This is a genomic window from Actinoallomurus acanthiterrae (assembly GCF_054775715.1).
Genome location: NZ_BAAHCO010000001.1, coordinates 69,147 through 94,679, shown reverse-complemented (window position 1 = coordinate 94,679; position 25,533 = coordinate 69,147). Strand labels below are relative to the sequence as shown.

General features: G+C 69.4%; 27 protein-coding genes. 10 read left to right on the top strand and 17 right to left on the bottom strand.

Features of this window, described 5'->3' with window-relative positions; all coding sequences use genetic code 11:
• Positions 1 to 20 precede the first annotated feature (20 nt).
• Complete coding sequence (locus tag ACYVF7_RS00445) at positions 21 to 365, bottom strand: nuclear transport factor 2 family protein (RefSeq protein WP_460333062.1); 345 nt, start codon at positions 363 to 365, stop codon at positions 21 to 23.
• A gap of 100 nt (positions 366 to 465) precedes the next feature.
• Between ACYVF7_RS00445 and ACYVF7_RS00440 the strand changes: the two genes are divergently transcribed.
• Positions 466 to 1,278 carry a MerR family transcriptional regulator gene (locus tag ACYVF7_RS00440; protein ID WP_460333059.1) on the top strand — a complete coding sequence of 271 codons (813 nt, stop codon included), beginning with the start codon at positions 466 to 468 and terminating at the stop codon, positions 1,276 to 1,278.
• A gap of 106 nt (positions 1,279 to 1,384) precedes the next feature.
• Here the strand turns inward: ACYVF7_RS00440 and ACYVF7_RS00435 are convergent, their stop codons facing one another.
• On the bottom strand, positions 1,385 to 2,128 hold the full coding sequence (locus tag ACYVF7_RS00435; protein ID WP_460333056.1) for a helix-turn-helix domain-containing protein: 744 nt from the start codon (positions 2,126 to 2,128) through the stop codon (positions 1,385 to 1,387).
• Between the two features lie 234 nt (positions 2,129 to 2,362).
• Between ACYVF7_RS00435 and ACYVF7_RS00430 the strand changes: the two genes are divergently transcribed.
• The 3 genes from ACYVF7_RS00430 to ACYVF7_RS00420 are packed head-to-tail and all read left to right on the top strand — an operon-like array spanning position 2,363 to position 4,771.
• Positions 2,363 to 3,025, top strand: a complete 663-nt coding sequence (locus ACYVF7_RS00430) for a DUF4097 family beta strand repeat-containing protein (RefSeq protein ID WP_460333053.1) — start codon at positions 2,363 to 2,365, stop codon at positions 3,023 to 3,025.
• A 25-nt stretch (positions 3,026 to 3,050) separates the two neighbouring features.
• On the top strand, positions 3,051 to 4,001 hold the full coding sequence (locus ACYVF7_RS00425) for an ATP-binding cassette domain-containing protein (RefSeq protein WP_460333050.1): 951 nt from the start codon (positions 3,051 to 3,053) through the stop codon (positions 3,999 to 4,001).
• The gene (locus tag ACYVF7_RS00420; protein ID WP_460333047.1) at positions 3,998 to 4,771 is read left to right on the top strand and encodes an ABC transporter permease; all 774 of its coding nucleotides are present in this window, start codon (positions 3,998 to 4,000) and stop codon (positions 4,769 to 4,771) included. The genes ACYVF7_RS00425 and ACYVF7_RS00420 overlap by 4 nt, the downstream gene beginning before the upstream one ends.
• Positions 4,772 to 4,832: 61 nt before the next feature.
• Here ACYVF7_RS00420 and ACYVF7_RS00415 read toward each other — a convergent pair whose 3' ends face one another.
• Together ACYVF7_RS00415 and ACYVF7_RS00410 are read right to left on the bottom strand one after the other, a co-directional pair.
• Positions 4,833 to 5,483 (bottom strand): response regulator, encoded by a 651-nt coding sequence (locus ACYVF7_RS00415; RefSeq protein ID WP_460333044.1) that lies wholly within the window; start codon positions 5,481 to 5,483, stop codon positions 4,833 to 4,835.
• Positions 5,480 to 6,631 carry a sensor histidine kinase gene (locus ACYVF7_RS00410; RefSeq protein WP_460333041.1) on the bottom strand — a complete coding sequence of 384 codons (1,152 nt, stop codon included), beginning with the start codon at positions 6,629 to 6,631 and terminating at the stop codon, positions 5,480 to 5,482. Before ACYVF7_RS00410 ends, ACYVF7_RS00415 begins: the two co-directional genes overlap by 4 nt.
• Positions 6,632 to 6,753: 122 nt before the next feature.
• Here ACYVF7_RS00410 and ACYVF7_RS00405 point away from each other — a divergent pair, with 122 nt between their 5' ends.
• On the top strand, positions 6,754 to 7,503 hold the full coding sequence (locus ACYVF7_RS00405) for an ABC transporter ATP-binding protein (protein ID WP_460333038.1): 750 nt from the start codon (positions 6,754 to 6,756) through the stop codon (positions 7,501 to 7,503).
• Positions 7,500 to 9,827, top strand: coding sequence for an ABC transporter permease (locus ACYVF7_RS00400; RefSeq protein WP_460333035.1), 2,328 nt, complete (start codon positions 7,500 to 7,502; stop codon positions 9,825 to 9,827). The genes ACYVF7_RS00405 and ACYVF7_RS00400 overlap by 4 nt, the downstream gene beginning before the upstream one ends.
• Before the next feature lie 34 nt (positions 9,828 to 9,861).
• On the opposite strand, the gene rox is transcribed toward ACYVF7_RS00400, so the two are convergent.
• Together rox and dnaB are read right to left on the bottom strand one after the other, a co-directional pair.
• Entirely contained in the window at positions 9,862 to 11,313 is a 1,452-nt protein-coding gene (rox, locus tag ACYVF7_RS00395; protein WP_460357723.1) for a rifampin monooxygenase, read from the bottom strand.
• A gap of 230 nt (positions 11,314 to 11,543) precedes the next feature.
• Positions 11,544 to 14,150, bottom strand: a complete 2,607-nt coding sequence (gene dnaB, locus ACYVF7_RS00390) for a replicative DNA helicase (protein WP_460333032.1) — start codon at positions 14,148 to 14,150, stop codon at positions 11,544 to 11,546.
• A gap of 325 nt (positions 14,151 to 14,475) precedes the next feature.
• Between dnaB and ACYVF7_RS00385 the strand changes: the two genes are divergently transcribed.
• Positions 14,476 to 15,792 (top strand): MATE family efflux transporter, encoded by a 1,317-nt coding sequence (locus tag ACYVF7_RS00385; protein ID WP_460333030.1) that lies wholly within the window; start codon positions 14,476 to 14,478, stop codon positions 15,790 to 15,792.
• Here ACYVF7_RS00385 and ACYVF7_RS00380 read toward each other — a convergent pair.
• Complete coding sequence (locus ACYVF7_RS00380) at positions 15,688 to 16,404, bottom strand: TetR/AcrR family transcriptional regulator C-terminal domain-containing protein (protein WP_460333027.1); 717 nt, start codon at positions 16,402 to 16,404, stop codon at positions 15,688 to 15,690. The two genes, ACYVF7_RS00385 and ACYVF7_RS00380, sit on opposite strands and share 105 nt — an antisense overlap.
• An 84-nt stretch (positions 16,405 to 16,488) precedes the next feature.
• Between ACYVF7_RS00380 and ACYVF7_RS00375 the strand changes: the two genes are divergently transcribed.
• The gene (locus ACYVF7_RS00375; protein WP_460333024.1) at positions 16,489 to 17,994 is read left to right on the top strand and encodes an FAD-dependent monooxygenase; all 1,506 of its coding nucleotides are present in this window, start codon (positions 16,489 to 16,491) and stop codon (positions 17,992 to 17,994) included.
• A gap of 60 nt (positions 17,995 to 18,054) precedes the next feature.
• Here ACYVF7_RS00375 and ACYVF7_RS00370 read toward each other — a convergent pair whose 3' ends face one another.
• Both ACYVF7_RS00370 and ACYVF7_RS00365 read right to left on the bottom strand, forming a co-directional pair.
• Complete coding sequence (locus tag ACYVF7_RS00370) at positions 18,055 to 18,681, bottom strand: TetR/AcrR family transcriptional regulator C-terminal domain-containing protein (RefSeq protein ID WP_460333021.1); 627 nt, start codon at positions 18,679 to 18,681, stop codon at positions 18,055 to 18,057.
• Entirely contained in the window at positions 18,678 to 19,565 is an 888-nt protein-coding gene (locus tag ACYVF7_RS00365; protein ID WP_460333018.1) for an alpha/beta fold hydrolase, read from the bottom strand. The genes ACYVF7_RS00370 and ACYVF7_RS00365 overlap by 4 nt, the downstream gene beginning before the upstream one ends.
• A gap of 202 nt (positions 19,566 to 19,767) precedes the next feature.
• On the opposite strand from ACYVF7_RS00365, the gene ACYVF7_RS00360 reads away from it, so the two are divergent.
• The gene (locus ACYVF7_RS00360; protein ID WP_433178816.1) at positions 19,768 to 19,953 is read left to right on the top strand and encodes a hypothetical protein; all 186 of its coding nucleotides are present in this window, start codon (positions 19,768 to 19,770) and stop codon (positions 19,951 to 19,953) included.
• A gap of 90 nt (positions 19,954 to 20,043) precedes the next feature.
• On the opposite strand, the gene ACYVF7_RS00355 is transcribed toward ACYVF7_RS00360, so the two are convergent.
• The 8 genes from ACYVF7_RS00355 to ACYVF7_RS00320 form a co-directional block, all read right to left on the bottom strand.
• A complete protein-coding gene (locus ACYVF7_RS00355; protein ID WP_460333014.1) occupies positions 20,044 to 20,781 on the bottom strand; it encodes a peptidoglycan recognition protein family protein in 738 nt (245 codons plus the stop codon).
• 183 nt (positions 20,782 to 20,964) lie between these two features.
• Positions 20,965 to 21,957, bottom strand: coding sequence for a sigma-70 family RNA polymerase sigma factor (locus tag ACYVF7_RS00350; RefSeq protein ID WP_460333011.1), 993 nt, complete (start codon positions 21,955 to 21,957; stop codon positions 20,965 to 20,967).
• A gap of 44 nt (positions 21,958 to 22,001) precedes the next feature.
• Positions 22,002 to 22,907 carry an alpha/beta hydrolase gene (locus ACYVF7_RS00345; protein WP_460333008.1) on the bottom strand — a complete coding sequence of 302 codons (906 nt, stop codon included), beginning with the start codon at positions 22,905 to 22,907 and terminating at the stop codon, positions 22,002 to 22,004.
• A 167-nt stretch (positions 22,908 to 23,074) separates the two neighbouring features.
• On the bottom strand, positions 23,075 to 23,521 hold the full coding sequence (gene rplI / locus ACYVF7_RS00340; protein ID WP_460333005.1) for a 50S ribosomal protein L9: 447 nt from the start codon (positions 23,519 to 23,521) through the stop codon (positions 23,075 to 23,077).
• Positions 23,522 to 23,538: 17 nt separating this feature from the next.
• Entirely contained in the window at positions 23,539 to 23,775 is a 237-nt protein-coding gene (gene rpsR / locus ACYVF7_RS00335; RefSeq protein ID WP_252781265.1) for a 30S ribosomal protein S18, read from the bottom strand.
• Between the two features lie 75 nt (positions 23,776 to 23,850).
• Positions 23,851 to 24,426, bottom strand: a complete 576-nt coding sequence (locus ACYVF7_RS00330) for a single-stranded DNA-binding protein (protein WP_460333002.1) — start codon at positions 24,424 to 24,426, stop codon at positions 23,851 to 23,853.
• Between the two features lie 52 nt (positions 24,427 to 24,478).
• A complete protein-coding gene (rpsF, locus tag ACYVF7_RS00325) occupies positions 24,479 to 24,769 on the bottom strand; it encodes a 30S ribosomal protein S6 (protein WP_460332999.1) in 291 nt (96 codons plus the stop codon).
• A 166-nt stretch (positions 24,770 to 24,935) separates the two neighbouring features.
• Positions 24,936 to 25,079 (bottom strand): hypothetical protein, encoded by a 144-nt coding sequence (locus tag ACYVF7_RS00320; RefSeq protein WP_252843549.1) that lies wholly within the window; start codon positions 25,077 to 25,079, stop codon positions 24,936 to 24,938.
• A 148-nt stretch (positions 25,080 to 25,227) separates the two neighbouring features.
• Between ACYVF7_RS00320 and ACYVF7_RS00315 the strand changes: the two genes are divergently transcribed.
• Positions 25,228 to 25,515 carry a hypothetical protein gene (locus tag ACYVF7_RS00315; RefSeq protein WP_460332996.1) on the top strand — a complete coding sequence of 96 codons (288 nt, stop codon included), beginning with the start codon at positions 25,228 to 25,230 and terminating at the stop codon, positions 25,513 to 25,515.
• Positions 25,516 to 25,533 lie beyond the last annotated feature (18 nt).

Sequence of the window (25,533 nt, the reverse complement as noted above, 5' to 3'; positions counted from 1 at the left end):
GGTCGTGAGGTCTTCGCGGGTCAGGGCTCGATGACCAACTCGGCGATGCGGCCGTCACGCAGGGTGAACCGGAATCGCAGGTCGACGACGCCACCCGGGAAGTCACCCTCGAGGTGCTGCACGGCCACGTAATGGTCGTCGTCGATGCGCTGGGCCGCGACGAGCTCCGTGGTGTAGGTGTACTCACTGGCGCGTGCCAACCAGTCGCGGATCTCACGCTTACCGCGGTAGGTGTGGCCCTCATCGACGGCGATGGCGTCCTCGGTGTAGTGGGCGAGGGCCGGGTCCAGGTCACGGGCCTGGTGGGCTGCCAGGTAGTCGGTGATCGCCTCGGGCAGCCGGCGGGTATCGATCGCTTCACTCATGTCACGGTCCTCTCTGCGTCGTGGTGTCGCGCGTTCAGACTGCGGTCTCCCGCGGGGAGAGGGTCAAGCGCACCGTCCCGTGAGGGTGCAGAGTGGGGCTATGTACGGCGGACTGACGATCGGCGAGTTCGCGCGGTTGACGCACCTGAGCGTTCGGACCCTGCGCCGCTACCACGAGTCCGGGTTGCTGGAGCCCGCGTCCGTCGACCCCGTCAGTGGCTATCGCTACTACACCAGCGGCCAGATCCCCACCGCGCAGGTCATCCACCGACTGCGTCAGCTGGACGTGCCGCTGGCCGAGGTGGCCAAGATCCTCGCCACCGAGGACACCGAGGAACGCGCCGGTCTGGTCGGCGGGCACCTGCGGCGGTTGGAAGCCGAGCTGGACCGCACGCGAGCCGCCGTGACCTCGCTGCGCCGACTGCTCCGTCCCGACGAGGGCCTACCGCAGGTCGAGCTGCGCTCAGTGGCCGCCAGAACGGTCGCCGCGGTCAAGGGGTTCATCGACCACGGCGAGGTGCTGTCCTGGTACGCGGAGGCCATGGCCGAACTCGACGCCGCGATCACCGGCCTGCCGCCGCTCGGGCCGCCGGGCGGGCGGTACGCCAACGAGCTGTTCACCGGCGGCCGAGGAGCGGTGCTGGTCTACCGTCCGGTCGCCGAACCGCCGGCCCGAGGGCGAGTGGCACCCGTCGACCTTCCGTCCGCCGAACTTGCCATCACCGTCCATTCTGGATCCCACGACGACATCGACGTCACGTACGGCCGGCTCGGCTCATGGGTCGTCGAACACGCCCTCGCCGTGGACGGTCCCGTCCACGAGACCTACCTCGTCGGACCGCGCGACGACCCGGATCCGCGGGCCTGGCGAACCGAGATCGGCTGGCCTGTGTTCCGCCTGGCCGCGGAATGACGTGACGGGCCGGCGGACGTGACCGAATCGCCGGCCACGCGCCCGCTCATCGGCGTGAGAGGAAGTCGTGCCCCGAGCCGATGAGGCCCTCCGGCCGGCGGAGGCCCTACGACGCGGACGGTGGCTCGGCAGTGTCGCTTGAGGTCGCTTCGGGTTGCGTGTGGAGGACTTCGCGGGCCTGGTCCGCGGCGCGGGTGATGCTCTCGGAGACGAAGTCGAGGAAGCGTGCGACGTTCTGGAGGCGGACGGCGCCCGGGGTGTGGGGGCCGAGGACGCCGACGCCCTGCCGTGCGGTCTCGGCGACCTGGGCGGTGCCGCGGGCACTGGCCATCATCGATTGGTACCAGACGTCGTCGTCGACGATGTAGCGCTCGCGGCGGCCTTCGGCGCGTTCACGGCGGACGAGGCCCTGGCTGTCGAGGAATGTGATCGCTTTGGAGATCGACGCCGGGCTGACCTGAAGGTGCTGGGCGAGTTCGGACGCGGTGAGGCTGCCGGCGTCGCTGGTGCACAGGAGGCAGGCCAGCACCCGGGCCATCATCTTGGGCGTGCCTGATTCCATGAAGACGGTGGTGAGCGTCTCCTCGTACTCGGCGACGGCCTCGGCGTCGCGTCCGTGAGTCTGCGGCCCTCGGGGCGCGGCCTGCCTGCGCCGGTGGGCGCGGCGTTCGGTAGCGCGGTGGGCCAACTCGGCGCGGTAGCCGGTGGGGCCGCCGTTGCGCATCACCTCACGCGTGATGGTCGAGGTCGGACGGTCGAGGCGCCGGGCGATCTCGGCGTAGGGGAGGCTGTCGGCCAGCCCCAGCGCGATCTGCTGGCGGTCCTGCTGGGTGAGCCTGCCTCCCGGCATCGTGATCTCCTTGGTGATCCTTCGTGGTGTCCCTGATCCCTCACCATAGCGTTCACTTCTCATCCAATGCAATGATCGAGCAACCAGTATTGCGTTAACCTCGAAGACCATTGCAACAGTTTTCTTGCTTCTACCTGCCTAGATGTCGATTCTGCGCAACGGATGTGTTGCCTAATTTTGGAATGCAACGTAGCGTTTGCGATGTCAGAAACGACACGGCACCAGGAGCACACGATGCAGAAGTTCACCACCCCCGCCTCGATCACCACGGTCCTGAACATCCCCGCCGGGCGCGTCCAGGTCATCGCCGCCGACCGGACCGACACCACCGTCGAGGTCCGGCCCGCCAGCCCCTCCAAGAGCCGCGACGTGAAGGCGGCGGAGCAGACCACGGTCGAATACGGCGACGGCGTCCTGCGGATCGGTGCCCCGGCGAACAACCAGTACTTCGGCCCGTCCGGATCCGTCGAGGTCACCGTCCAACTGCCCGCCGGCTCCCGCATCGAGGCCAAGACGGCCGGCGCCGAGCTCCGGACCGTCGGACGGCTCGGCGACGTCACCTTCGACGGCGCCTACCGCCAGATCAAGGTCGACGAGGCCGCGAGCCTCCACCTCACCGCGGTCGACGGCGACGTCGAGGTCGGCCGCCTCGGCGGCCCGGCGGAGATCAGCACCGCACGGGGCGACATCCGCATCGCCGAGGCCACGGGCGGCGCGGTCGTGCTCCGCACCCAGTCCGGCGACATCTCGGTCACCGCCGCCGCCGGAGTCTCGGCCTCCCTGGACGCCGGCACCACCCACGGCCGCATCCACAACGCCCTCAAGAACGACGGCGCCGCCGACCTGACGATTCAGGCGACCACCTCCAACGGCGACATCACCGCCCGCAGCCTGTGACCCGCAGCCTCTGAGGAGCAGCATCATGACGAACCTGGCCATCGCGGCGACCGGGCTGCGCAAGTCCTACCCCGACAAGAACGGCGACAAGGTCGTGCTCGACGGCCTCGACCTGGCCGTCCCCGAAGGAACGATCTTCTCCCTGCTCGGCCCGAACGGCGCCGGCAAGACCACCACCGTGCAGATCCTGTCCACGCTGATCCGGGCGGACGGCGGCCAGGTTCAGGTCGCGGGATACGACCTGGACCGTCAGGCCGACGACGTGCGCGGCGCGATCGGGGTGACCGGGCAGTACTCGGCGGTCGACAAGCTGCTGACCGGCGAGGAGAACCTGCTGCTCATGGCCGACCTGAAGCACTTGCCCAAACGCGAGGGCAAGGGGAAGGCCGCCGAGCTGCTTGAACGGTTCGACCTGGTCGACGCGGCGCGCAAGCCCGCCAGTACCTACTCGGGCGGGATGCAGCGCCGGCTGGACCTGGCGATGACCCTGGTCGGCGACCCGCGCCTGATCTTCCTGGACGAGCCCACCACCGGCCTGGACCCGCGCAGCCGCCGCGCCATGTACCAGATCGTCCGCGACCTCGTCGCCGACGGCGTCACGATCTTCCTGACCACGCAGTACCTGGAGGAGGCCGACGAGCTCGCCGACCGGATCGCCCTGCTCGACCACGGGCGGCTGATCGCCGAAGGCACCGCCGAGGAACTCAAGCGGCTCATCCCCGGCGGCCACGTCCTGCTGAAGTTCACCGACCCGGGCCGCGTCGACGCGGCCCGGCTGGTCCTCGGCGCCGGCACCCCCGACCACGACGCGCTCACCCTGCAGGTGCCGAACGACGGCAGCGTCCACGCGATCCGCGAACTGCTCACCCTCCTGGACGAACGCTCGATCGACGTCGACCAGATGAGCGTCCACACCCCCGACCTCGACGACGTCTTCCTCACCCTCACCGGCCAGAACACGGAGGCCATCCGATGAGCACCCTCGCCCTCGCCGCCCGCGACTCCTCCACCATGGTCCGGCGCCAGCTCAAGCGCCTGCTCCGCTACCCGTCCATGACCGTGCAGCTGGTCGTGACGCCCGTCATCATCCTGCTGCTGTTCGTCTACGTCTTCGGCGGCACCCTCGGCGCCGGACTCGGCGGCGGCCGCCACACCTACATCGACTACGTCGTCCCCGGCATCCTGCTCATGGCGGCCGCCACCGCCGCGACCGGAACCGCCGTCATGGTCGCCACCGACATGACCGAAGGCATCATCGCCCGCTTCCGCACCATGCGGATCTCCCGCGCGTCCGTCCTCACCGGCCACGTCGTCGCCAGCGTCATCCAGCAGCTCATCGGAATGGCCGTCGTCATCGGCATCGCCCTGGCCATCGGCTTCCGCCCCAACGCCACCCCCGTCGAATGGCTCGCCGCCACCGGAATGCTCACCCTGTTCGTCGTGGCCATCACCTGGCTGTCGGTCGCCCTCGGCCTCAAGTCCCCGACCCCCGAAGCCGCCAGCAACGCCCCGATGCCCCTGGTCTTCCTGCCCTTTCTCGGCAGCGGCTTCGTCCCCACCGACTCCATGCCCACCGTCCTGCGCTGGTTCGCCGAATACCAGCCCTTCACCCCGATCATGCAGACCGTCCGCGGCCTCCTGCTCGGCACCCCGATCGGCGACAACGCCGCCATCGCCACCGCCTGGTGCGCCGGCATCGCCGCAGTCTCCTACCTCTGGGCCAAGAAGACCTACAACAAGGCCTGACCGTGAACCGGCCGAACAGGGCCGTCAGACCAACCGGTCTGACGGCCCTGAACCTTTTCGCCTATTGGTCCGTGATTCGGTTCTCCCAACACCAAGCGGCGATCTCTACCCGGTTGCGTACGCCGAGTTTGTTCTGGATCCGGGTGATATGGGTCTTCACCGTGCTGAGCGAGATGAACAGTTCGGCGGCGATTTCCTGGTTGGTGCGTCCCTTGGCGATGCGGCGGGCGATGTCGATCTCTCGGTCCGAGAGCCGGTCCCGGGCTACGGCGGCCGGGGGCCGGGTGGAAGCGAGCCGGCGGAGGAGCCGGACGGTGACCGACGGGGAGATCAGGGCGTCACCGGCGCCGGCGGCGCGGACGGCTTCGATGAGGAGTGCGGGTCCGGCGTCTTTGAGCAGGAAGCCCACCGCGCCGGCACGCAGCGCGCCGTAGACGTATTCGTCGGTGTCGAAGGTGGTGACGATCACGACGCGGAGCGGGTCGGCGACGCCCGGGCCGGCCAGCGTACGGGTGACCTCGATGCCGTCCAGGCCCGGCATGCGGATGTCGACGAGGCATACGTCCGGGCGGAGTGCCTGGGCGAGGGTTACGGCCTGGATGCCGTCCGCGGCCTCTGCGGCCACGGTGATGCCGGGCTGACTCTCGAGGATCAGCCGGAAGCCACTGCGGACCATGGCCTGATCGTCGGCCAGCAGGACCCGTAGGGTCACGGCCGGCCTGGCGCGGGGAGGGGCAGGCTGGCCTGGACCGCCCAGCCCGCTTGGGGCAGCGGCCCCGCGCGGAGCCTGCCGCCGAGCGCCTCGACGCGCTCTCGCATCCCGACGAGCCCGTAGCCTCCTCCGGGTCGGGAGTGTGTGGTGGGGGCGTTGTCGGTCACCTCGACACTGACCTGCCGGGGGTCGTGGGTGACGGTGACGGTGACCGAGCGGGCGCCGGAAGCGTGGCGGGCGATGTTGGTCAGCGCTTCCTGCACGACCCGGTACATGGTGCTGGCCACCTCAGGCGGCCAGGCGGAGGTCGGTATGCCCGGGGGGAGCCGTAGCTCGACAGCGGGGCCGTGTTCGGCGAATCGCTCCACGAGCCTGCTGATCGGTTCGGGTGTCGGCGGGACACCGCTCATGTCGTCCGGATCGCGCAGCAGCCCGACGAGCTGCCGGATCGCGGTCAACGTGTCAGTGCCGGCGGTCTCGATGTCGCTCAACGCGGACCGTAGCGTCTCAGCGTGGTCGTTCCCGGCGAACCGGGCAGCCTGGGCCTGGACGACCATGCCGGTGACGTGGTGGGCGACCACGTCGTGCAGTTCCCTGGCCAGCTCAAGGCGCTCCTCGTGCCGTACGGTCGCCAGCGTCTCATGGTGGAGGAAGTCGAGATAGCGGAGATAGAGGCCGACGGCCAGCGCGGCAGACCACAGGGTGGCTCCGGCCAGCGCCCAATAGACCCGGTTGTCGAACAGGCCGTGGGGCCCGGCGGTCTCACTCATCCCGATCACGAGCGTGCCGGCGACGCCGACGATGGCGGCGCGGCGCGGCGGCAGCGTTCGGACGGCCGCGGCGCCGAGTACGAGCAGGCCGACGAGCCCGCCGCCGAACAGCGGTCCCGGGGGGATCGCCCCCAGCGTGATCGCGAGTCCGGCCCCGCCGAACAGGGCAAGACCGGTCACCGCCGCCAGTGTCCGGTTCCGTCCGCGTAGCAGGGCGGTCGCGCAGATCACGATGCCGACACCGGGGCTGAACAACCAGCCCCTGCCGACTTTGGCGATCAGCAGTGCGTTGAGGGCGATCATCATGGCCATTGCCACGCCCAGCGCTACTTCGGCGCCCTTCCCGGCCCGCCGGGCCAGGGGCCTGAGCACGTCCATGTCGCAAGGTTACGGCCGCACGCCACCGCGGCCGTGTCGGTCGAAAGTACGAATCCGGGCCGCGCGGGAAGCAGACTTCCAGCCGATACCGTGACGTGCCCCGCGTGGCCAAAGTGGGCGCCATGAGACGACAGAGCGTGCCTGCCACCGGCGTGGAGTTGATCCGGTTGGACGGCGTGACCAAACGGTACGACGACGGGGCGGCGCCGGCGGTCGCGGACGTCGACTTGGCGGTGCATGCCGGCGAGGCGGTCGCGATCATGGGGCCGTCCGGCAGCGGCAAGTCGACGCTGCTCAACCTGATAGCGGCGATGGACCGGCCGACCACCGGCACGGTGCAGGTCGGCCAGGACCGCGTGGACAAGATGAACGAGACCGCCGCCGCCAAGTACCGCCGGCGCCAGGTCGGCATGATCTTCCAGTTCTTCAACCTGCTCGACGACATGACCGTCATGGACAACATCCTGCTGCCCGCCCAGCTCGCCGGGGGCCGGTCGGACGGCGCGCGGCAGCGGGCCGACGAGCTGCTGGACAGGCTCCGGCTGAACCACCGCCGCGACGCCTACCCGGCGCGGCTGTCCGGCGGTGAGCGGCAGCGTGTGGCGATCGCCCGGGCCCTGATCAACCGGCCCGCGCTGCTGCTCGCCGACGAGCCGACCGGTGCGGTGGACACCAGGGCCGGAGAGGAGATCGGCGCACTGCTGCTGGATCTGAACTCGACCGGGCAGACGCTGATCCTGGTCACCCACAACCCGGAGCTGGCCGCCAGGTACGCGAGCCGGGTGATCTCCGTCGCCGACGGCCGGATCAGGTCGGACTCGGCCGACCCGGCAGGTCCCGCGGGCGCGCCCGGCGTGGGGGGCCGGCGATGACCGCGGTCCTCCGCACGGCCCTCAGCGGCCTGCGCGGACGCCGCCTGCAGGCACTGATCATCGGTGTCGTCATGCTGTCGGCCACCGCGACCTCGACGGTCGCGCTGGGGCTGCTCGCGGGCGCCCACGGCGCGTTCGACCGCGCGTTCGCAGAACAGAACGGCGCCCACATCGCCGTCACCGTGAACACCTCGGTCGCCGACGCCGACCGGCTTGCCGCGACGTCCCGGCTCTCGGGTGTGACGGCTGCGTCCGGCCCGTTCGGCGAGGTCGAGGTGAACGCGCGGGTCACGGTTCCCGGAGTACCCGGCTCGTCGACGACGCCGCTCCGGATCGTCGGCCGGTCCGCCCCGAGCGGCCCGGTGGACGACATTACGCTGCTCGACGGCCACTGGCCGGACGGCGACGGGCAGATCGTCGTCGACCGGGGCAACGGGGTGTTCACCGGGTCGACTCTCACCATCGGCTCGCAGACGCTGACCGTGGTCGGTACCGCGAACTCGATCACCCACACCGCCGCCGGCTGGGTGACGCCGTCCCAGATCGCCTCGCTCCGGAGCGTGGGAGGAACCGGGGAGGCTCAGCTGCTCTACCGGTTCACCCACGCGGAGTCGCAGTCCGCGGTCGCCGCCGACATCACCTCGGTACGGTCGGCGCTGCCGAGCGGCGCGGTCCTCGGCAGCGCGTCCTATCTGGACGTTCGGCAGGCGGAACAGGCCGGGATCCAGCCGTGGGTGCCGTTCATCATCGCGTTCGGCGTGATCGCGCTGGTGATCTCGGTGCTGATCGTGGTGAACGTGGTGGCCGGTGCGGTGATCGCCGGAACCACCCGCATCGGTGTGCTCAAGGCGATCGGTTTCAGCCCGGTGCAGGTGGTCGCCTCGTACGTGCTGCTGGTGCTGGTTCCGGCGATGGTCGGCTGCGCCGTCGGGGTCGTGGTCGGGAACCTGCTGGCGATACCCATGCTCGAGGTGAACGCGCACGTCTACCAGGTGGGGACGCTGAGCGTCCCGCTGTGGGTCGACGTCCTGGTTCCGCTGGCGGCACTCGCGCTGACCGCGGTCGGCGGGGTCCTTCCCGCGCTGCGGGCGGGCCGGATGAGCGCCATCCAGGCGATCGCCACCGGCCGTGCCCCCCGCCCGGTCCACGGCTTCTTCGCACACCGGGCCGCGGCGCGACTGCGGTCACTCCCTCGGTCGATCACGCTCGGCCTGGCCGCGCCGGCCGCTCGGCCCGCGCGGACGGTGACGACCTGGGTGGTCATCGTGTTCGGTGCCGCGGCGGTGACGTTCGGCATCGGGCTGGGGTCGACGCTGATCCGGGTCGGCGGCGACTCGCCCTACTCGCGCATGCCGGTGCAGGTGTCGGGCGGCGCAGGCGGCCGGCCTCCCTCTCTGAGCGACGCACAGCAGCACGCCGTCGAGACGGCGCTGAAAGCACAGGCCGGAACGCGGTACTACATGACCGAGACCGACGACGAGTTCAGCGTGCCCGGCTCGGCGCGGAAGGCAGCCGCCGTCGCCTACGGCGGCACCCCGTCCCTGAGCGGGATTCCGCTGATCTCCGGCCGCTGGTACTCCACCTCCTCGGGAGCCGCGGAGGTGGATGTGAACACGCTGTTCCTCACCGACACCGGCACCTCGGTCGGGTCGACGTACACACTGATCTCCGGCCGGCACCGGCTGACGGTCCAGATCGTGGGCGAGGTGTTCAAGACCGGCAGTCAACCCGAGCTGTACCTGAGCCCGGCCACGCTCTCCCGTTTCGACCCGGGTGCGCGGCCGCAGTACTTCGACGTGGCCCTCCAGCCCGGCACCAGCGTGCGGGCGTACACCAACAACGTGTCGGCGGCGCTCGGCCACTCCTATCGCGCCACCTCCTCCCAGGCTTCGACCACGCAGTTCCTCGCCGTGCTCACTTTGATCACGATGCTGACGATCCTGATCACCGTGGTCGCCGGCCTCGGCGTGCTGAACACCGTGGCGCTGCAGATCCGCGAGCGAGCTCACGACATCGGCGTGTACAAGGCGATCGGCATGACGCCGCGGCAGACCCTCCTCATGGTGGTGTGCTCGGTCGCCAGCGTCGGTCTGGTCGCCGGAATCGTCGGAGTCCCCGCCGGAGTCCTCCTGCACCATGCCGTGGTGCCGGTGATGGCGCACGCCGCGAACTCCGGGTACCCGCCGTCGCTGATCTCGGTCTACGCACCGTGGGAACTCGTCCTTCTCGCGCTGGCCGGCCTGATCATCGCGGTCACCGGAGCGCTCGGCCCGGCCGGCTGGGCGGCACGGGCCCGAACCGCATCCGCCCTCCGCGCCGAGTAGCGCAGCCGGCCGCCCAGAGCGATCAGGGTGGAAATCAGTCGGCGGGCATGCCGAACCAGCGGGAGAGGTGGTCGTTCAGGTCCTGCTGATCGTCGCCGATCCAGGCGACGTGGCCGTCGGGGCGTAGCAGGAGGCACGGAACATCCAGGACCGCAGTGGGATCCGCGAGGTGATCGACCCGGTCCGACCAGCGGCCGACGGTCAGGCGTTCGGTGCGGTCCAGCAGCAGACCGCGGCCGCGATGCAGCAGACCGTAGAGGTGGCCCTGTCTCACGTCGATGTCGCGCAGGCGGCGGCCGAGCAGGTCGGGGCCCTCGCCGAAGTCGTAGCGGATGCCGATCGCGGTGATCTTCTCGATCAGATGGCGGTTCACCTCGTCGAAGTCCATCAGTTCGGCGAGCAGCCTGCGCACGGCCTGTGGGCCCGGTTCGGTGGACAGCAGTTCCATCTGGGCGCGGGTGTTGTCCAGCACGTCCTCGGCGACCGGATGACGTTCGGCCTGGTAGGTGTCCAGCAATGTTTCCGGCGCCCAGCCGCGGACCTGTGCGGCCAGTTTCCAGCCGAGGTTGAATGCGTCCTGAACGCCCAGGTTGAGGCCCTGACCGCCGGTGGGCGGGTGGACGTGCGCCGCATCGCCGGCCAGCAGCACCCGCCCGACCCGATAACGCTCGGCCAGCCGGGTGGCATCCCCGAAGCGGGACAGCCAGCGCGGGGAGTGCACGCCGAAATCGGTTCCGGCGATGGTGCGCAACTGTTGTTTGAAATCCTCGAGAGTGGGCGGTTCCGCGCGATCGCTGACTCCCGCGACGGGGACTACGACGCTATAGACCCCTTCGCCGAAGGGCCTGAGCCAGAATCGCCTATTGGTCTCGCTGATTTCGGACACCTTGGCGGCGATCTCCTCCCGCGGCACACCCACTTCCATCTCGCCCATCAGCGTCTCGGTCCGCGAGGGCTCGCCGGGGAAGCCGACGCCGAGCAGTTTGCGCACCGTACTGCGCCCGCCGTCACAGCCGACGAGATAGCGCGAACGCAGCTGTTCCCCGTTGGACAGCTCGACGGTCACACCCTCGTCGTCCTGCTCGAAACCGGCCACCGAACAACCGTGCCGGACCTGCGCACCCAGTTCGATCGCATGTTCTTCGAGCAGATGGTTGATGACCGGCTGCGGGATGCCCAGCAGATAGGCGTGCGCGGAATCCAGGCCCTCGGGCGCGGGTTTGGTGATGGCGGCGAAGAAACCGCCGGCCGGACGCCGTCTTCCGTGCTGGAGAATGCGATCCAGTAGTCCGCGCATCGCCATCAGCTCGAGACTGCGAATATGCAGGCCGACTACGCGGACGAACGACGCGGGCTCGGTTTCCTTCTCCAGAACGAGTACCCGCACATCGTGCAGCCGGAGTTCGGCGGCCAGCATCGCACCGGTCGGCCCACATCCGGCGATGATCACATCGAACGTGAGGGGCGCGCGATCGGCGCCGGCCATACCGTTCGACGACGGCTCGGCGGTGAACTGCGGAGAGTGCATAGGTGTTGCCCTTCGGGAGTGCCTTGTTGTCGAGGCGCTCCCGGCGACACCTACGTCAATCGCCCGACCATGACGGGTAGGAGGAGCACCCACGTCGATACAGCGTTCATGGGTCTCACCTCCTCGGGCGGTGTCACGGTCAGCTGGAAGCTACAAGCCCGAGCATCGCCCCGTCCAATCCTTTTCCGTCAGTGGGCCATGTCGACGAAGCGGCTGTAGTGGCCCTGGAAGGCGACGGTCACGGTCGCCGTGGGGCCGTTACGGTGCTTGGCCACGATCAGGTCGGCCTCGCCCGCCCGCGGGGACTCTTTCTCGTAGGCGTCCTCGCGGTGCAGCAGGATGACCATGTCGGCATCCTGCTCGATCGATCCGGATTCACGCAGGTCGGACACCATGGGCTTCTTATCCGTTCGCTGCTCCGGGCCACGGTTGAGCTGGGAGAGCGCGATGACCGGGACCTCGAGCTCCTTGGCGAGAAGCTTCAGCGACCGGGAGAACTCCGAGACCTCGACCTGGCGGCTCTCCACCCGCTTGCCGGACTGCATCAGCTGCAGATAGTCGATGATGACCAAGCGCAGGTCGTGCTGCTGTTTGAGCCGCCGGCACTTGGCCCGGATCTCCATCATCGACATGTTCGGCGAGTCGTCGATGAACAGTGGCGCCTCGGCGACCTCGCTCATCCGCCGGGCCAGCCGGGTCCAGTCCTCGTCGTTCATCGAGCCGGACCGCATGGCGTGCAGCGCGACCCGCGCCTCGGCCGACAGCAGGCGCATGGTGATCTCGTTGCGCCCCATTTCCAGGGAGAACACCACGGTCGCCAGCTGATGCTTGATCGCCGCCGCCCGAGCAAGGTCGAGCGCGAGAGTTGAGTTGTGCGTCGGGACCATCCGCCGACCAGCAAGATAAAGCTTTGATTGATTGTCGACCTGTACGCACCTCACAGGGCGCGACTCCACTGGCCGAACGTCGGTGATATAACGCCAACGGGTTCGCTGCGGATCGTGACTCAGCCGCTCAATATGCACCTTCTGCTTACGCGAAAGCCGGAATACTTCATCCGTGGTCGTAAAGTTGACCATGTAACAGGTTGAAGATTCTTCGGTACGTCCGCGAACCGTCTTCGTAGTGATCGAACAGCGATATCCGAGACTGAGGACCAACTCGCGCACGCCCTCCGCGAGACGTTGCGACGTCACCGCCAATTGAATGGCCCCACTGCTGGTGACGGTTCCGTCCGTATCGAGAATCCCAGCCAGGAGATCGCGCCGCTGCTGTACAGACGCTCGGAGATAGGAGGCAGGAATGTGCTTATTTCCCAAAACGCCGACGGTTCGGAGAACGGCTTGGAGAGTTCCGTGGCTCTTCCAGCAGTTATTGCACAGCCCAGAGCCGGCTGACGCACCAGTCATGGGAGAACCACATCGCGAGCAGCTCGGCGGGGGAGCGGGCGGACTAACGAATCGAGCCTTCCCTCCGCAGGATCTGCCACACGTCCGCACTTGGACAGCCTTCGGCTTAAACGCCGTTCCACATACCACGCACGTTCGCTCTTCGCCGACCGTACGCTCCTGGGCAAACCTCAGTCCATAGTTGAGGCCGCTCCCCTGCGTGACTTCGACTCCACAGGATTCCAGATGAACAGCGATCTCCGGATCGGCGGACGTTATGCGGGCTCCGCTGGAATGACCATCGCCTAGCCACACGCCGAGAACGTAAGGCGGTATAGGTAGATCCACGGGGGGAAGCTCGAGAGGCGCATGGATCTCCACCGCATGATTCGGCCGACGTTCTGCAGTTGCGCACCGCAGGGTCGCGGCGATCTGCTCGGTGGTGACAACACTCGGGGTTACGGGATTTGCATAGTTCTTTCCCAGACCACGCGTCTGTGCGTCATACCTGCGAGCCGCCCGGGTCCAGGTCAACCACTGGTGGTCAGCATCCGCAACAATGACCTCACCGTCGGAGAATTCCACCTCATAGCAGGATCGTCCGTGCATTACCTCGGTAGCCGCCACCACACGAGTCGGGATTCCGTCGGCGCCGAGCAGGAAATCGCCGACCGCGACGTCACCCATCGTCGTCCACCCCGTCGGCGTCGCCAAAGGCGTGTCCAGAGCGAGAGCTTTACCGATCGCGGGCCGGGCGGCGATGATGATCATCTGTCCGGAGTGGAGGCCGTTGGTGAGGGCGTCCAGGTCGGTGAAGCCGGTGGGGACGCCGACCATCTGGCCGCCGCGGCTGCCGATCGCCTCGATCTCGTCGAGGGCGCCGGGCATGATGTCGCTGAGCGGTGCGTAGTCCTCGCCGGACCGTTTGTCGGCGATGGCGTAGACCTCGGCCTGAGCCCGGTCGAGAAGGGCGTCGGCGTCGGCGCCGTCGGTGCTGTAGCCGAGCTGGGCGATGCGGGTGCCGACCTCGACGAGCCGCCGCAGGACGGCCTTCTCCTGGACGATCTTGGCGTAGTAGCCGGCGTTGGCCGCCGTGGGCACGGAGGCGACGAGCGTGTGCAGGTAGGGGGCGTCGCCGATGCGGCTGAGCTCGCCGCGTTTGAGCAGCTCGTCCTTGACCGTGATGGCGTCGACCGGGTCGCCCCGGCCGTACAGGTCGAGGACCCGGTCGAAGACGGTCTGGTGCGCGGGCCGGTAGAAGTCGCGCGGCTGGACCATCTCGATGACCTCGGCGATGGCCGTCTGGGACAGCAGCATGCTGCCCAGGACGCACTGCTCCGCGGCGAGATCGTGCGGCGGCGTGCGCTCGAACTCCTGCTCGTGTGACGGCATCTCGGTGACGCTCATTCCGGCACCCCCAACCGCCTCAGTCGCTCACGTGTTCCACGTCTACCCCTCGGGTCTGACAGTCTGCGGCCGGTACGGGAGGGATGGCAAAACGATCTGTGGAGGGTGTTGTGGACGGCCTGTGCATACACGCCGATCCAGCTGTGCACATCGCCTGTGGATAACTTGTGGATGATCGAATCACCCTAGCGAGAGACCGCGCTGAGCTGGTAATACTCCGTCCACCACCTGTGGGCGGGAGAAAGTTTTGGCGCCGGTCATCCACAGGGTCACCCACAGGACAAAGTAAGTGTCAACTCACATTTGTCGGTTACAGTGGCACATCATGATGTTCCGGCACCCCCACGACCGGGAGATTCTCCGTCTCGCGGTACCGGCCTTCGGCGCGCTCGTCGCCGAACCGCTGTTCCTCCTCACCGACTCGGCGATCGTCGGCCGCCTCGGCACCGTCCCCCTCGGCGCGCTCGGGGTGGCCGGGCAGATCCTCGGCACGCTGGTCAACCTGTGCGTGTTCCTCGCGTACGGGACCACCGCCTCCGTCTCCCGCCAGATCGGCGCCGGGAACCAACGGGCGGCCGTGCGCCAGGGCGTCGACGGCATCTGGCTCGCCGCCCTCATCGGGGTCGCGCTCATCCTCGCCGGGCGGCCTCTCGTCCCGGCGGTCGTCCGCGCGTTCGGGGCGTCGGCGGTGATCGCACCGCAGGCGGAGACGTACGTCCACATCAGCCTGCTCGGGGTGCCGGCGATGCTGATCGTGCTGGCCGGGACCGGGGTTCTGCGCGGTATGCAGGACACCCGGACGCCGCTGGTCGTGTCGGTGGGGATGTTCGCCGGCAACGCCGGGCTCAACGCCCTGTTCGTTCTGGGGCTGGGGTGGGGGATCGCGGGATCGGCCTGGGGCACCGTGCTGGCCCAGACCGGTGGCGCCGCCGCGTACGTCGTCATGGTCGTGCGCGGCGCGCGGGCATACGGCGCGCCGCTGCGTCCGGACCTGCGCGGTCTGCGGGCGTCCGCGACGGCCGGTGTGGGCCTGCTGATCCGGACGCTCAGCCTGCGCGTCGTCCTGGTCGTCGCGACCATGGTCGCCGCGCGCCTCGGCGACCCGCAGATCGCCGCCCACCAGATCGCGGCGAACATCTGGACGCTCATGGCGTTCGCGCTGGACGCGATCGCGATCGCCGGGCAGGCGATCACCGGCCGGCAGCTCGGTGCGGGCGACGTGGCGGGCGCCCGCGCCGCTACCCGCCGGATGGTCGAGTGGGGCGTGGCCTGCGGGGTGGTGTTCGCGCTCGCGCTGTTCGCCGTACGCCCCTGGCTGCCGGACGCGTTCACCGGGGACGCGGCCGTACGGTCGCAGCTCCTGGCCGCGCTGGTCATCGTCGCGCTGCTGCAGCCGATCGCCGGAGTGGTCTTCGTTCTCGACGGTGTGCTGATCGGTGCCGGGGACATGGGCTACCTCGCGGTGGCCGGAGTGATCCAGACGGCGGCGTTCCTGCCTGTGGCGTGGCTCGCGTACGCGCTGGGCGGCGGCCTGGTGTCACTGTGGCTGGCGATGGGCGTCTGGATGACCGCCCGGCTGGTCACCCTCGGCCTGCGGGCCCGGAGCGACGCGTGGCTCGTCGCGGGGGCCGTCCGCGGCTGAGCCTTTCCGGGCCGCGACCTGGGCGCGCATGCCGTCCAGCATTCGCTGCAGGCCGTACTCGAACAGCGTGTCGCCGTCGAGGGCGGCGGGTCCGGCGGCGGTGATGATCGGGAACCGTTCGGGGTCGAACTCGCCGGGAGTGCCGCTCTGGCGCTCGGCGTCATTCTGCTCGTCCAGCACGAACCCGACGACGTAGTGACCGAGGACGATCACGGCGCGCAGGGCGTCCTCGGGACTGAACCCGGCGTCGACCAGGAACGCCAGCACGCGCTCGATGTGCGGCCAGGACTCGGGTACCGGCCGGTTGCCGGCGGCGAGCCGTGCGCCGTCGCGGTGCGCGAGCAGCCCACGGCGCTGCACCCGCATGCCCTCGGCGAGCCACTCGTCCCACGGCAGATCAGGCTCGGGGGGGCGGATGGCGATGCCGGCCTCATCTCTCGCGAAGACGGTCAGGTGGTCGAGGAGGTCCTGCTTGTTCGCGAAGTGCCAGTAGAGCGCGGGGGCCTGGACGCCGAGCTCCTTGGCCAGCCGCCGCAGCGACAGACCGTCCAGGCCGACCTCGTCGAGCAGTCGCAGAGCGGTGCGGAGCACCGTCTCGCGTTCCAGCGCCATGAACGCCCTCCTCCCGTTGACAACTTAACACTGTTCGAGTAACCCTTAACACCGTTAAGGATTTAACGCTGTTAAGGAGTGGTGATGTCGTACGACGTGGTGATCGTCGGTGCCGGGCCCATCGGCCTCTTCCTCGCCTGCGAACTCAGGCTCCAGGGGGTGCGCGCCGTCGTCCTGGAGCGGCGGACCGAGATCGACCCGACCGTCAAGGCCGGGGGTATCACCGGGCGAGGCGCCGACACCCTCATCCGCCGGGGTGTCGTGGAGCTACTGGGCGACCTGCCCTCGATCGCCGAGCTGACGGGCGGCCGTAAGCCCGGCGCCGGCAGCCTGCAGACGAAGACCGCCACGGCGGGGTCGCCCCTCAGGGGGCACTTCGCCGGGCTGTGGATCCTGCGCGGCGGCACCACCCCGGCCGAAGCGCCGATCATCGCCGGTCAGCAGGTGATCGAGGCCGCCCTCGAGAAACGCGCGATCGAGCTGGGCGCCGACGTCCGGCGCGGCCACGCCCTCACCGGCCTCGACCAGGACGGCACCGGCGTCACGATCGCCGTCGAGGGGCCCGACGAGCCGTACGAGCTGCGCGCGGGATGGCTCGTCGGCTGCGACGGAGGGCGCAGCGCGGTCCGCAAGCTCACCGGATTCGCCTTCCCCGGCGACGACGGAGTGATCACCGGTCATCAGGCGCTCGTCGAGGTCGACGACCCGGACTTCTTCCCGCGCGGCTGGCACCGGACCGAGCACGGGCTGCTGGCCCGGGGGCCGATGCCGCAGCGGGTTCTGGCCGTGGAGTTCGACGGGCCGCCCGTCGACCGCTCCGCGCCGATCACCCAGGAAGAGCTGCAGGCATCCCTCCGGCGGCTGTCCGGCACCGACGTCACCGTCACCGCCGTGCACAGCGCCACACGGTTCACCGACAACACGCGGCAGGCCGAGACGTACCGCGCCGGACGGGTGCTGCTGGCCGGTGACGCCGCCCACGTGCATCCGCCGTTCGGCGGGCAGGGACTCGCGCTCGGGCTCGGGGACGCCGTCAACCTCGGCTGGAAGCTCGCCGCCCAGGTCGCCGGCTGGGCCCCGGACGGACTGCTCGACACCTACACGACCGAACGGCACCCGGCCGCGGCTCGCGTCCTGCACAACACGCGCGCCCAGGTGGCACTGCTGGCCCCCGGCCCGCGGGTCGACGCGCTGCGCGACATCTTCACCACTCTGGCCTCGACCGACGAGGCGAACCGCCTGCTCACCGACCTCATGGCCGATCTCGACCTGCGCTACGAGGTGGGCGTCGACCATCCGCTCGCCGGCCGCTACTGCCCGGACCTGCCCCTGACCGTCGCCGGTGCGGCAACGAGCGTGGCGGAGCTGTCGCGGAGTGGTCGGCCGCTGCTGCTCGACCTCGACGGCCGAGCCGACGTACGGGACGTGGCAGGGCCGTGGGCCGACCGGGTCGAGACGGTGACGGGACGGACGGAGGAGGCCCCGGCGCCCGCCGTGCTCGTACGGCCGGACGGGTACGTCGCGTGGGCGGGCGAGGACGCCGACGGGCTGCGGCACGCGTGCGCGCGCTGGTTCGGCGCCGCTCGCTGATCGGCCCTACGGGAGAGGCCGAGGATACGGATCAGGCGCCGTCGGCCGGGGTCAAACCGGTCAGCATCGCGGTGAGGCCGAGGTCGAAGTGGTCGTCGGGTTCGGTGGCGTCCGCGGCCTCGGCCAGGGCGTTGTAATCGGGTGCGTTCGGGGCGGGTCTCCTGCTCCGGCGCCGGCGCCCAGACGCAGTACGGCGACGCTGAGGGCGTGCCCGACGGTGTACTCCCGCAGGCAGCGGATGATCCGAAGGGCGGCGTCCGGTGCGAAGCCCGCGTCTCGAAGCCGGTTGATCATTGTGACGCCGGTGTCGATCGACGCGGGCGAGCGGACCGGTCGGGTGGCGAAGATCGTGACGGCGTGGGGATGCCGCAGAAGAGCGTCCCGGAGGCGGTGGCAGTACCGCGAGACCAGTTCTTGCCAGGTGCCGTCCCAGGGCAGGGAGGCGACGTCCAGCTCGTCGAAGATCGCCTCCGCGATGCCGTCGAAGAGCGCCTCCTGGTCCGTGAAGTGACGGTAGACGGCCATCGGGTCGGCACCCAGCGCGGCGCCGAGCTTGCGCATGGAGAACTTCGCGAGGCCGTCGGCGTCGATGAGGGCCAGTGCGGCGGAGGCGATGTGGTCGCGGTTGAGGCGCGTCCGGGCAGGCCTGGACGGCGATGTCTCGTCGGTGCGGCCCTTGGGCGTCATGAGCGGTAGCGGTCCAGGATCGTGATGAGCCGGGTCGTGAATGCCTCCGGGGCCTCCTGGTAGACCGTGTGGCCGCCGGGGAACGTCTCGCAGGATACGCCGAGCCGCTCGGCGAGCACGAGCGCCGGCCGATGGTAGGGACGGCCGGCGCTGTGCTCGCCGACGGCCGTGCACCAGCGGACACCGGCCGTACGCAGGGCGTCGAGGTCGGTCCGGTAGCGGAAGCAGACGGCGGGCAGTTCGCGCGCGATGAGGAGATCGGCGTTGCCCAGCATGCGCGTCATGGTCGACGGCTCGCGCCGGGTGATGCCGCGCAGCACCGATCCGACGGCCAGCCCACAGCGGGTGGCGACGGCGATCATCGCCTGCCCGGACGCGGAGCGGAAGATCCGCGGTGGATCGTCCATCGTCATCGCGCCGAACGCCGCGTACGCCCGCATGGTGCCCTTCTCTCGTCCCAGCCGGGCGATGTCCTCCATGGCCCGCCGCTCGGCGCTGTTCGCGGGCAGGACCTGGACGAGCGGGGGCTCGTGCACGACGACCCCCAGGAGCCGGTCGGCGTGCCGGCTCAGCAGCTCCAGCGCGATGACCGCCCCACCGCTGGTGCCGAACACGAACGCGCGGTCGATCCCGTGCTGGTCCAGGATCGCGACGACGTCTTCCGCCTGGTCGGACACGTCGACCGGACCGTCGGGCTCGGTCAGGCGACTGCGCGAGTTCCCGCGCCGATCGAACGTGATGACCGTGAACCGTCCCGACAGCAGCGGAGCGACATCCTCGTACACGCCCGCGTCGCCACCGCCGCCCGGGATCAGGACCAGGGCCGGCCCCTGACCGGATCGCTCGACGTGGAGGACCGCACCCTTGGTCTGAACCAGCTCCACCTCTACCTCCATCGCCTCACGCTTCTTTGTCTACGTCGTAGACTACAGCGTAGACACAGCACCGCCACGCTCGGGGGAATGTCAGGGGTCTGCGACACGCTTTCCCTGGTGCGGGGCCTGAGTGCCGGGAGTGGCGAAGAGCGCCGCATGTGAAGGCGCGGAAATACGCTCCCGTGTCGGTCGGTCACGCTAGACTTCGAACATGTGTTCTACACAAGGGGAGCGCCTCGCGCGCCTCACCCGAGCGATCGACGACCTGGCGGCCGAGGGCCTCGGCGGCCTTCCGCCGGACGCGTGGGCGGAGCGGGTGGCCGGCATCTGGGCCCTCGTCGAGGGGCTCGATCCCGAGCTCGCCCGCCGCCGCGCCTACTACGAGATTCAAAACTGATTCGCCGCCCGGCGAACCGCGCGGGCGTCGCCCTCTCGACGCCCGCGCCGGGCGGGCGTTCTCGGCCAGCGGCAGGCTCAAGCCGAATCTCTACTTTCCGTGGCCGCGCAGCCGACGATGATGGCGCGAGGTGACGCGGCGTCGCGCGTCCGAAGGCGCGTCGGCGCTTCGCGCGGCGTCGTCCAGGGCGCGCGCCACTTCCACCCGCAGGCGGGGCAGCCGACGGTGCAGCACGTCACCCGGGCAGTCCGTCTGGTTGTAGTCACGGTGGCCGATGATCGCGACCGACGGGTCCAGTTGGTGGGCCGTGCACAGCCAGGTGCAGACGTCGACCAGGGACTCCCACAGAGGGTCGGGGACGTCGTCTTTCAGATACGTACCCTCGTTCTCAATACCGATCGTGTGCTTGTTGTGGTGCAGCGACTGAGCGCCGACGACGAGTCGCCCCTCCTGGATGGCCTGCAGCGAGCCCGCTCGCCCCTCCATGACGTGACCGCCGCGGCTGATCGTCAGCTGCTCGCCGATGTCGTCCCAGCCGTTGGACTCCATGTGGTCCCGCTGGATCTGCCGGGAGAGCGCGAACGCGTGCACGCGGGACAGGTCCGGCACGTTGGGAGAGGCGGTGTGGTGCACGATGATGTGGTCCGGGGCGCGGTCGAGCACATGAGACGGACGCCTGGGCGGCCGTGCACCCCACTCCTTGCGCGTGTACACCCTCGGTGCCGCATCGGCGTTCGCCCACATCATCCCGCCTGCCATCATGACATCGGCGGCGACGACGCCCAGCATCGCCCGCAGCACATTCCGGCGTAGCGTCCCCTCACCCACGACCGTGGCCACCCCCCGTGGACGACTGATCGCCAAGCGTAGTGATCAGATCACGGAATGCGAGGAGGCCGCATTGGGCGTTTCACCGGGAAATAGCGCTGATATGGACATCGGGCTGCGGAGCCGGGTGCGTTGGACGCCCGCGCCGTGGCGGTCCTCGACGGGCCGCCACGGCGCGGGCGCTCAGCGGAATGTGGCCGGGTGCACGGGCGGGAGACCGAACTCGGCGACCAGGTCCGGTCCGCCACCGAAGACGACGACACGGCCGATGCCGCCGTCGGTCACGGTGAGGACGCCGAGGCCGAACGCGTGGTGGATGCCATCGCCGTCGCGGTGATAGGCGACCACGGCGGGCTGTCCGTTGGCCCGGGTCGGGATCATTCGCCAGTCCCCGGGGGATCCGACCACGTGCGCGAGGTAGCGCAGGCAGGTCACGCGGCCCGCGAACCAGGTGCGGGTGCCCACCGTCTCTATCGCGGCGTCGGTGCGCAACGCCCGTTCCAGAGCCGTCGTGTCGGCGTGCTCGAACCCGGCGATGTACTGCTCGAGAAGCGCCTGGACGTTCGGCTCGGTGGGCTCGGTGATCTGCCCGCGTTCCGGGGCCACCTCCTCGAGGCGGGCGCGGGCCCGCTGCAGCGTGCTCTTCACCGCGGCCGCGGTGGTGTCGAGCATGGCCGCGACCTCGGCGGCCGGGAAGGCCAGCACCTCCCGCAGAATGAGCACGGCCCGCTGCCGCGGCGGCAGATACTGCAGGCCGGCGATGAGCGCGAGCCGCAGGCTCTCGCGTGCGGTGGTGATCACCGCGGGGTCCTGTGACTCCGGGCTCACCAGCGTGTCCGGGATGGGCTGCAGCCACGCCACGTCGGGGCCGGCCAAAACCGGCGGGGCGTCGGGGTCGTCGCCGGGACCGCCCAGACCGGACGGCAACGCCCGCCGACCACGCTGCGCTAGCGCGTTCAGACAGGCGTTGGTGGCGATCCGGTACAGCCAGACCCGCAGCGAGGCGCGGCCCTCGAAGGTGGCGTACGCCCGCCACGCCCGCAGGTAGGTCTCCTGCACGAGGTCCTCGGCCTCGTCCACCGCACCGAGCATCCGATAGCAGTGCGCCAGCAGCTCGCGCCGGAACGGCTCGGTACGACGGGAGAACTCCTCAGCGCCGGATACGACGTCCGTCATCCCCGCTCCCCGTTCATCACGCCGGACGTCCGAATCGTCGAGGGTCACAGGCCGAGCTTCGGACGTACCCAGTCGGCCATGGCACGGATCGCCTCGTCGGCCTCGGGCGCTCGGCCGGCGGCCATCTGGAAGGTGTGCTGCATCTCGGGGAAGACCTGGAGCCGGACGTCCACACCGGCCTTGCGCGCGTGCTCCTCCAGTTGGCGGGCGTCATCCAGCAGCACCTCGTCCCCGCCCACCTGGATGTGGACGGGTCCGAGACCGGACAGGTCGGCGTACAGCGGGTTGGCCAGCGGATCGCGGGGGTCGCCGCCCTCGCCGAGGAAGATGCCCACGAGCGCTCGCACGACGTCCGTGGAGAAGAAGGCGTCCCGGTCCCGGTTGGTCCGGTACGACTCCCCGAGGGCCTCCATGTCCACCCACGGTGACAGCAGCATCGTCGCGGCGGGCAGCGGCAGGCCTCGTTCGCGAGCCCGGAGCTGGGTGGTGATCGCGAGTCCGCCGCCGGCGGAGTCGCCGGTGAACGCGATGCGGTCCGCGCCGATCCCCTGGTCGAGCAGCCATCGGTAGACGGCGATGGCGTCGTCGACCTGCGCCGGATGGATGTGTTCGAGCGCGAGACGATAATCGAAGATCAGCGCCCGTGCTCCGGTCTCCTTGGCCAGATGACCGAACATCTTGCGGTGCGAGTACATCGAGCCGCTCACGAACCCGCCGCCGTGCACGCACAACAGCACGCGATCCTCGGCGCTCCTCTTCGGCATCGCCCACATCGCGGGCAGGCCGCCCGCGTCGGTCTCGATGTAGTCGACTCCGCGCGGTTCGGCCGTCAGGCCGCCCCAGGCATCGTCCGCGGACTCGGTGTCCGGCTGCTCGGCGGCCGGCCGCTCGGCGGCGAGGCGGGCCGCCGCCCAGTGTCTCTTGACCGCTTCGGACTGTGTGCTCGGCATCGTTCCTCGCTCAGGCGGTGTGGGTCGGGCAGTTGTGGAAGGCCTCGCGGTGCCACGGAGCCTTCGACAATGCAGACCTTCGACGGCCGAAAAGGAATCGCTCCCGCCCAGGGAAATGCGAAAAGGGCCGGGTCCACAGGACCCGGCCCTTCGCGCTGATCGAAAGGTCAGCCGGCGAGGACCTCAAGGGAGATCTTCGCGCTCACCTCGGGGTGCAGGCGCACCGCGACCTGGTGGGCGCCGACCGTCTTGATCGGGTTCTTGACCTCGATGCGACGCTTGTCCAGCTGCGGACCGCCGGAGGACTTCACGGCACCGGCGATGTCGGCCGGGGTCACGGCGCCGAACAGCCGACCACTGTCACCGGCACGCGTGCGCAGCCGCACCTTGAGCTTCTCCAGCTCGCCGCGGATGGCCTCCGCCTGCTCGACGCTGGCGATCTCACGGGCCACGCGAGCCTTGCGGATCGAGTCGATCTGCTTCTCCGCGCCGCGGGTCCACTGGATCGCGAAGCCGCGCGGGATCAGGTAGTTACGGCCGTAGCCGTCCTTCACCTCGACGACCTCGCCGGGAGCGCCGAGGCCGGAGACCTGCTGAGTCAGGATGAGCTTCATGAAAAGTGACTCCTTTCTCAGCGGGCCGTGCTGGTGTACGGCAGCAGCGCCATCTCGCGCGCGTTCTTGATCGCGGTGGCGACGTCACGCTGGTGCTGGGTGCAGTTGCCCGTCACCCGGCGAGCGCGGATCTTGCCGCGGTCGGAGATGAACTTGCGCAGCAGCGCCGTGTCCTTGTAGTCGACGTAGGAGAGCTTCTCCTGGCAGAACAGGCAAACCTTCTTCTTCGGCTTGCGTGGTGCCGGTTTCGCCATCGTGGTGCTCCTTAGAAGAAGAGCCCCGCTCGCGCGGGAATGGTCGGTCGGATGATGAGTGATGCCCGTACGGGCCTAGAACGGCGGGTCGTCGGAGAATCCACCGCCGCCGCCCCCGGTCGCCCAGGGGTCGTCGGCCGGGGCGTTGCCGCCTCCGCCGAAACCGCCTCCGCCCTGGCCTCCCTGGCCGCCCTGACCGCCACCGAAGCCGCCGCCCTGGCCACCGCCATAGCCGCCACCGCCCTGGCCGCCGCCTCCGCCGAAGCCGCCACCGCCGCCCTGGCGCTGGCTCTTGTTCACCTTGGCGGTGGCGTTCTTCAGGGACGGGCCGACGTCGTCGGCCTCGACCTCGAAGACGGTGCGCTTCTCGCCCTCGCGGGTCTCGTACGACCGCTGCTTCAGGCGGCCCTGGACGATGACCCGCATGCCGCGCTGGAGGCTCTCGGCGACGTTCTCTGCCGCCTGCCGCCAGACGTTGCAGGTGAGGAAGAGGCTCTCGCCGTCCTTCCACTCACCGGACTGCTGGTCGCGGAAGCGAGGGGTGGAGGCCACGCGGAACGTCGCGACCGCTTGCCCGTTGGGCGTGAAGCGCAGTTCAGGGTCGGCGACGAGGTTGCCGACGATCGTGATCTGGGTGTCGCCTGCTGCCATGCGGCTCTCCGGTTACAGATCGTGTGCGTGTCGTGGGCTGACCGGAGACCGGTCAGTGGGCCTCGGGGCGGATGACCTTGGTGCGCAGGATGGTCTCCTGCAGGTTCAGCTGCCGGTCGAGCTCTTTGACCGTGTCAGGGGTGGCCGTCAGGTCGATGACCGCGTAGATGCCTTCGGACTTCTTGGCGATGTCGTACGACAGGCGCCGGCGGCCCCAGACGTCGACCTTCTCCACGCTGCCACCGCCGTCCTTGACAACGGTGAGGAACTGGTCGAGCGACGGCTGGACCGTACGCTCCTCGGTGTTCGGGTCGAGGATGACCATGAGTTCGTAACGACGCATGCGGGTCCCAACCTCCTTTGGACTGGTGCGGTCACGGTCTCTCCGTGACAGGAGGGCTCTTGCGTCGCCCCGCGTATCGGATATGCGGGACCGACACAGGCTACCAACAACCAGCAGCTCAATCGGCACGCTTCGCGCGGACGGCTCCCCGCCGCGGGCGGGTGGCTCAGCGGCCTCGGCGCCGGTCGAGCTCGGACATGATGTCGGCCATCCGCGACCGCATCCGCGCCGTCTGGGTCGTCAGCATGGACAACTCCTCGACGAGCTCGGCGTCGTCGATGCCGGCCAGGTCACGAGTGATCATCGTCATGGCATCCTCCGTTCGAAACCACGTTCGACACTACCGCGTCGGACCGACAGAACGCTCGCCGCCTCGAGAGGCCTGCCAAGGGGTTGACCAGCATCGCGGCGAGGCACACCCTGAGAGGAAACCCTCTCGGATGGAGGTGGCAGATCGTATGTCACCGGCAGCGATCCCACGACGTAATATCCGCCACCAGGAGCATCCCCTGGAGAACTCCCTGGCGATCGCCACCGTGGTCGCCGGATTCGTGGCGTTCGTGACGGGCGCCATCCACGACACGCATTTCATCGCCGTGTGCGTGGGGATCGTGGCGTTCTTCTTCGGCCTGTACTCGCAGCTGGTCTCCGCGACCACGGCCGAGCGCTGGCTGAACGTCCTGGGGATCGGCATGGCGTTCGTCGGCGTCGGTCTCGGACTGTCCCATGGCGGCTTCACGGTCTGACCTCGCCTCCGGGCCCCG

Excerpts from the sequence above, each read along its gene's own strand:
- ACYVF7_RS00315 (WP_460332996.1), top strand. The coding sequence starts at position 25,228 with ATGTCACCGGCAGCGATCCCACGACGTAATATCCGCCACCAGGAGCAT.
- ACYVF7_RS00440 (WP_460333059.1), top strand. The coding sequence starts at position 466 with ATGTACGGCGGACTGACGATCGGCGAGTTCGCGCGGTTGACGCACCTG.
- ACYVF7_RS00435 (WP_460333056.1), bottom strand. The coding sequence starts at position 2,128 with ATGCCGGGAGGCAGGCTCACCCAGCAGGACCGCCAGCAGATCGCGCTG.
- ACYVF7_RS00385 (WP_460333030.1), top strand. The coding sequence starts at position 14,476 with ATGATGTTCCGGCACCCCCACGACCGGGAGATTCTCCGTCTCGCGGTA.
- ACYVF7_RS00430 (WP_460333053.1), top strand. The coding sequence starts at position 2,363 with ATGCAGAAGTTCACCACCCCCGCCTCGATCACCACGGTCCTGAACATC.
- ACYVF7_RS00360 (WP_433178816.1), top strand. The coding sequence starts at position 19,768 with ATGTGTTCTACACAAGGGGAGCGCCTCGCGCGCCTCACCCGAGCGATC.
- ACYVF7_RS00410 (WP_460333041.1), bottom strand. The coding sequence starts at position 6,631 with ATGGACGTGCTCAGGCCCCTGGCCCGGCGGGCCGGGAAGGGCGCCGAA.
- ACYVF7_RS00350 (WP_460333011.1), bottom strand. The coding sequence starts at position 21,957 with ATGACGGACGTCGTATCCGGCGCTGAGGAGTTCTCCCGTCGTACCGAG.
- rplI (WP_460333005.1), bottom strand. The coding sequence starts at position 23,521 with ATGAAGCTCATCCTGACTCAGCAGGTCTCCGGCCTCGGCGCTCCCGGC.
- ACYVF7_RS00405 (WP_460333038.1), top strand. The coding sequence starts at position 6,754 with ATGAGACGACAGAGCGTGCCTGCCACCGGCGTGGAGTTGATCCGGTTG.
- ACYVF7_RS00320 (WP_252843549.1), bottom strand. The coding sequence starts at position 25,079 with ATGACGATGATCACTCGTGACCTGGCCGGCATCGACGACGCCGAGCTC.
- ACYVF7_RS00370 (WP_460333021.1), bottom strand. The coding sequence starts at position 18,681 with ATGACGCCCAAGGGCCGCACCGACGAGACATCGCCGTCCAGGCCTGCC.
- dnaB (WP_460333032.1), bottom strand. The coding sequence starts at position 14,150 with ATGAGCGTCACCGAGATGCCGTCACACGAGCAGGAGTTCGAGCGCACG.
- ACYVF7_RS00400 (WP_460333035.1), top strand. The coding sequence starts at position 7,500 with ATGACCGCGGTCCTCCGCACGGCCCTCAGCGGCCTGCGCGGACGCCGC.
- ACYVF7_RS00330 (WP_460333002.1), bottom strand. The coding sequence starts at position 24,426 with ATGGCAGCAGGCGACACCCAGATCACGATCGTCGGCAACCTCGTCGCC.
- rpsR (WP_252781265.1), bottom strand. The coding sequence starts at position 23,775 with ATGGCGAAACCGGCACCACGCAAGCCGAAGAAGAAGGTTTGCCTGTTC.
- ACYVF7_RS00380 (WP_460333027.1), bottom strand. The coding sequence starts at position 16,404 with ATGGCGCTGGAACGCGAGACGGTGCTCCGCACCGCTCTGCGACTGCTC.
- ACYVF7_RS00425 (WP_460333050.1), top strand. The coding sequence starts at position 3,051 with ATGACGAACCTGGCCATCGCGGCGACCGGGCTGCGCAAGTCCTACCCC.
- ACYVF7_RS00420 (WP_460333047.1), top strand. The coding sequence starts at position 3,998 with ATGAGCACCCTCGCCCTCGCCGCCCGCGACTCCTCCACCATGGTCCGG.
- rox (WP_460357723.1), bottom strand. The coding sequence starts at position 11,313 with ATGGCCGGCGCCGATCGCGCGCCCCTCACGTTCGATGTGATCATCGCC.
- ACYVF7_RS00345 (WP_460333008.1), bottom strand. The coding sequence starts at position 22,907 with ATGCCGAGCACACAGTCCGAAGCGGTCAAGAGACACTGGGCGGCGGCC.
- ACYVF7_RS00445 (WP_460333062.1), bottom strand. The coding sequence starts at position 365 with ATGAGTGAAGCGATCGATACCCGCCGGCTGCCCGAGGCGATCACCGAC.
- rpsF (WP_460332999.1), bottom strand. The coding sequence starts at position 24,769 with ATGCGTCGTTACGAACTCATGGTCATCCTCGACCCGAACACCGAGGAG.
- ACYVF7_RS00375 (WP_460333024.1), top strand. The coding sequence starts at position 16,489 with ATGTCGTACGACGTGGTGATCGTCGGTGCCGGGCCCATCGGCCTCTTC.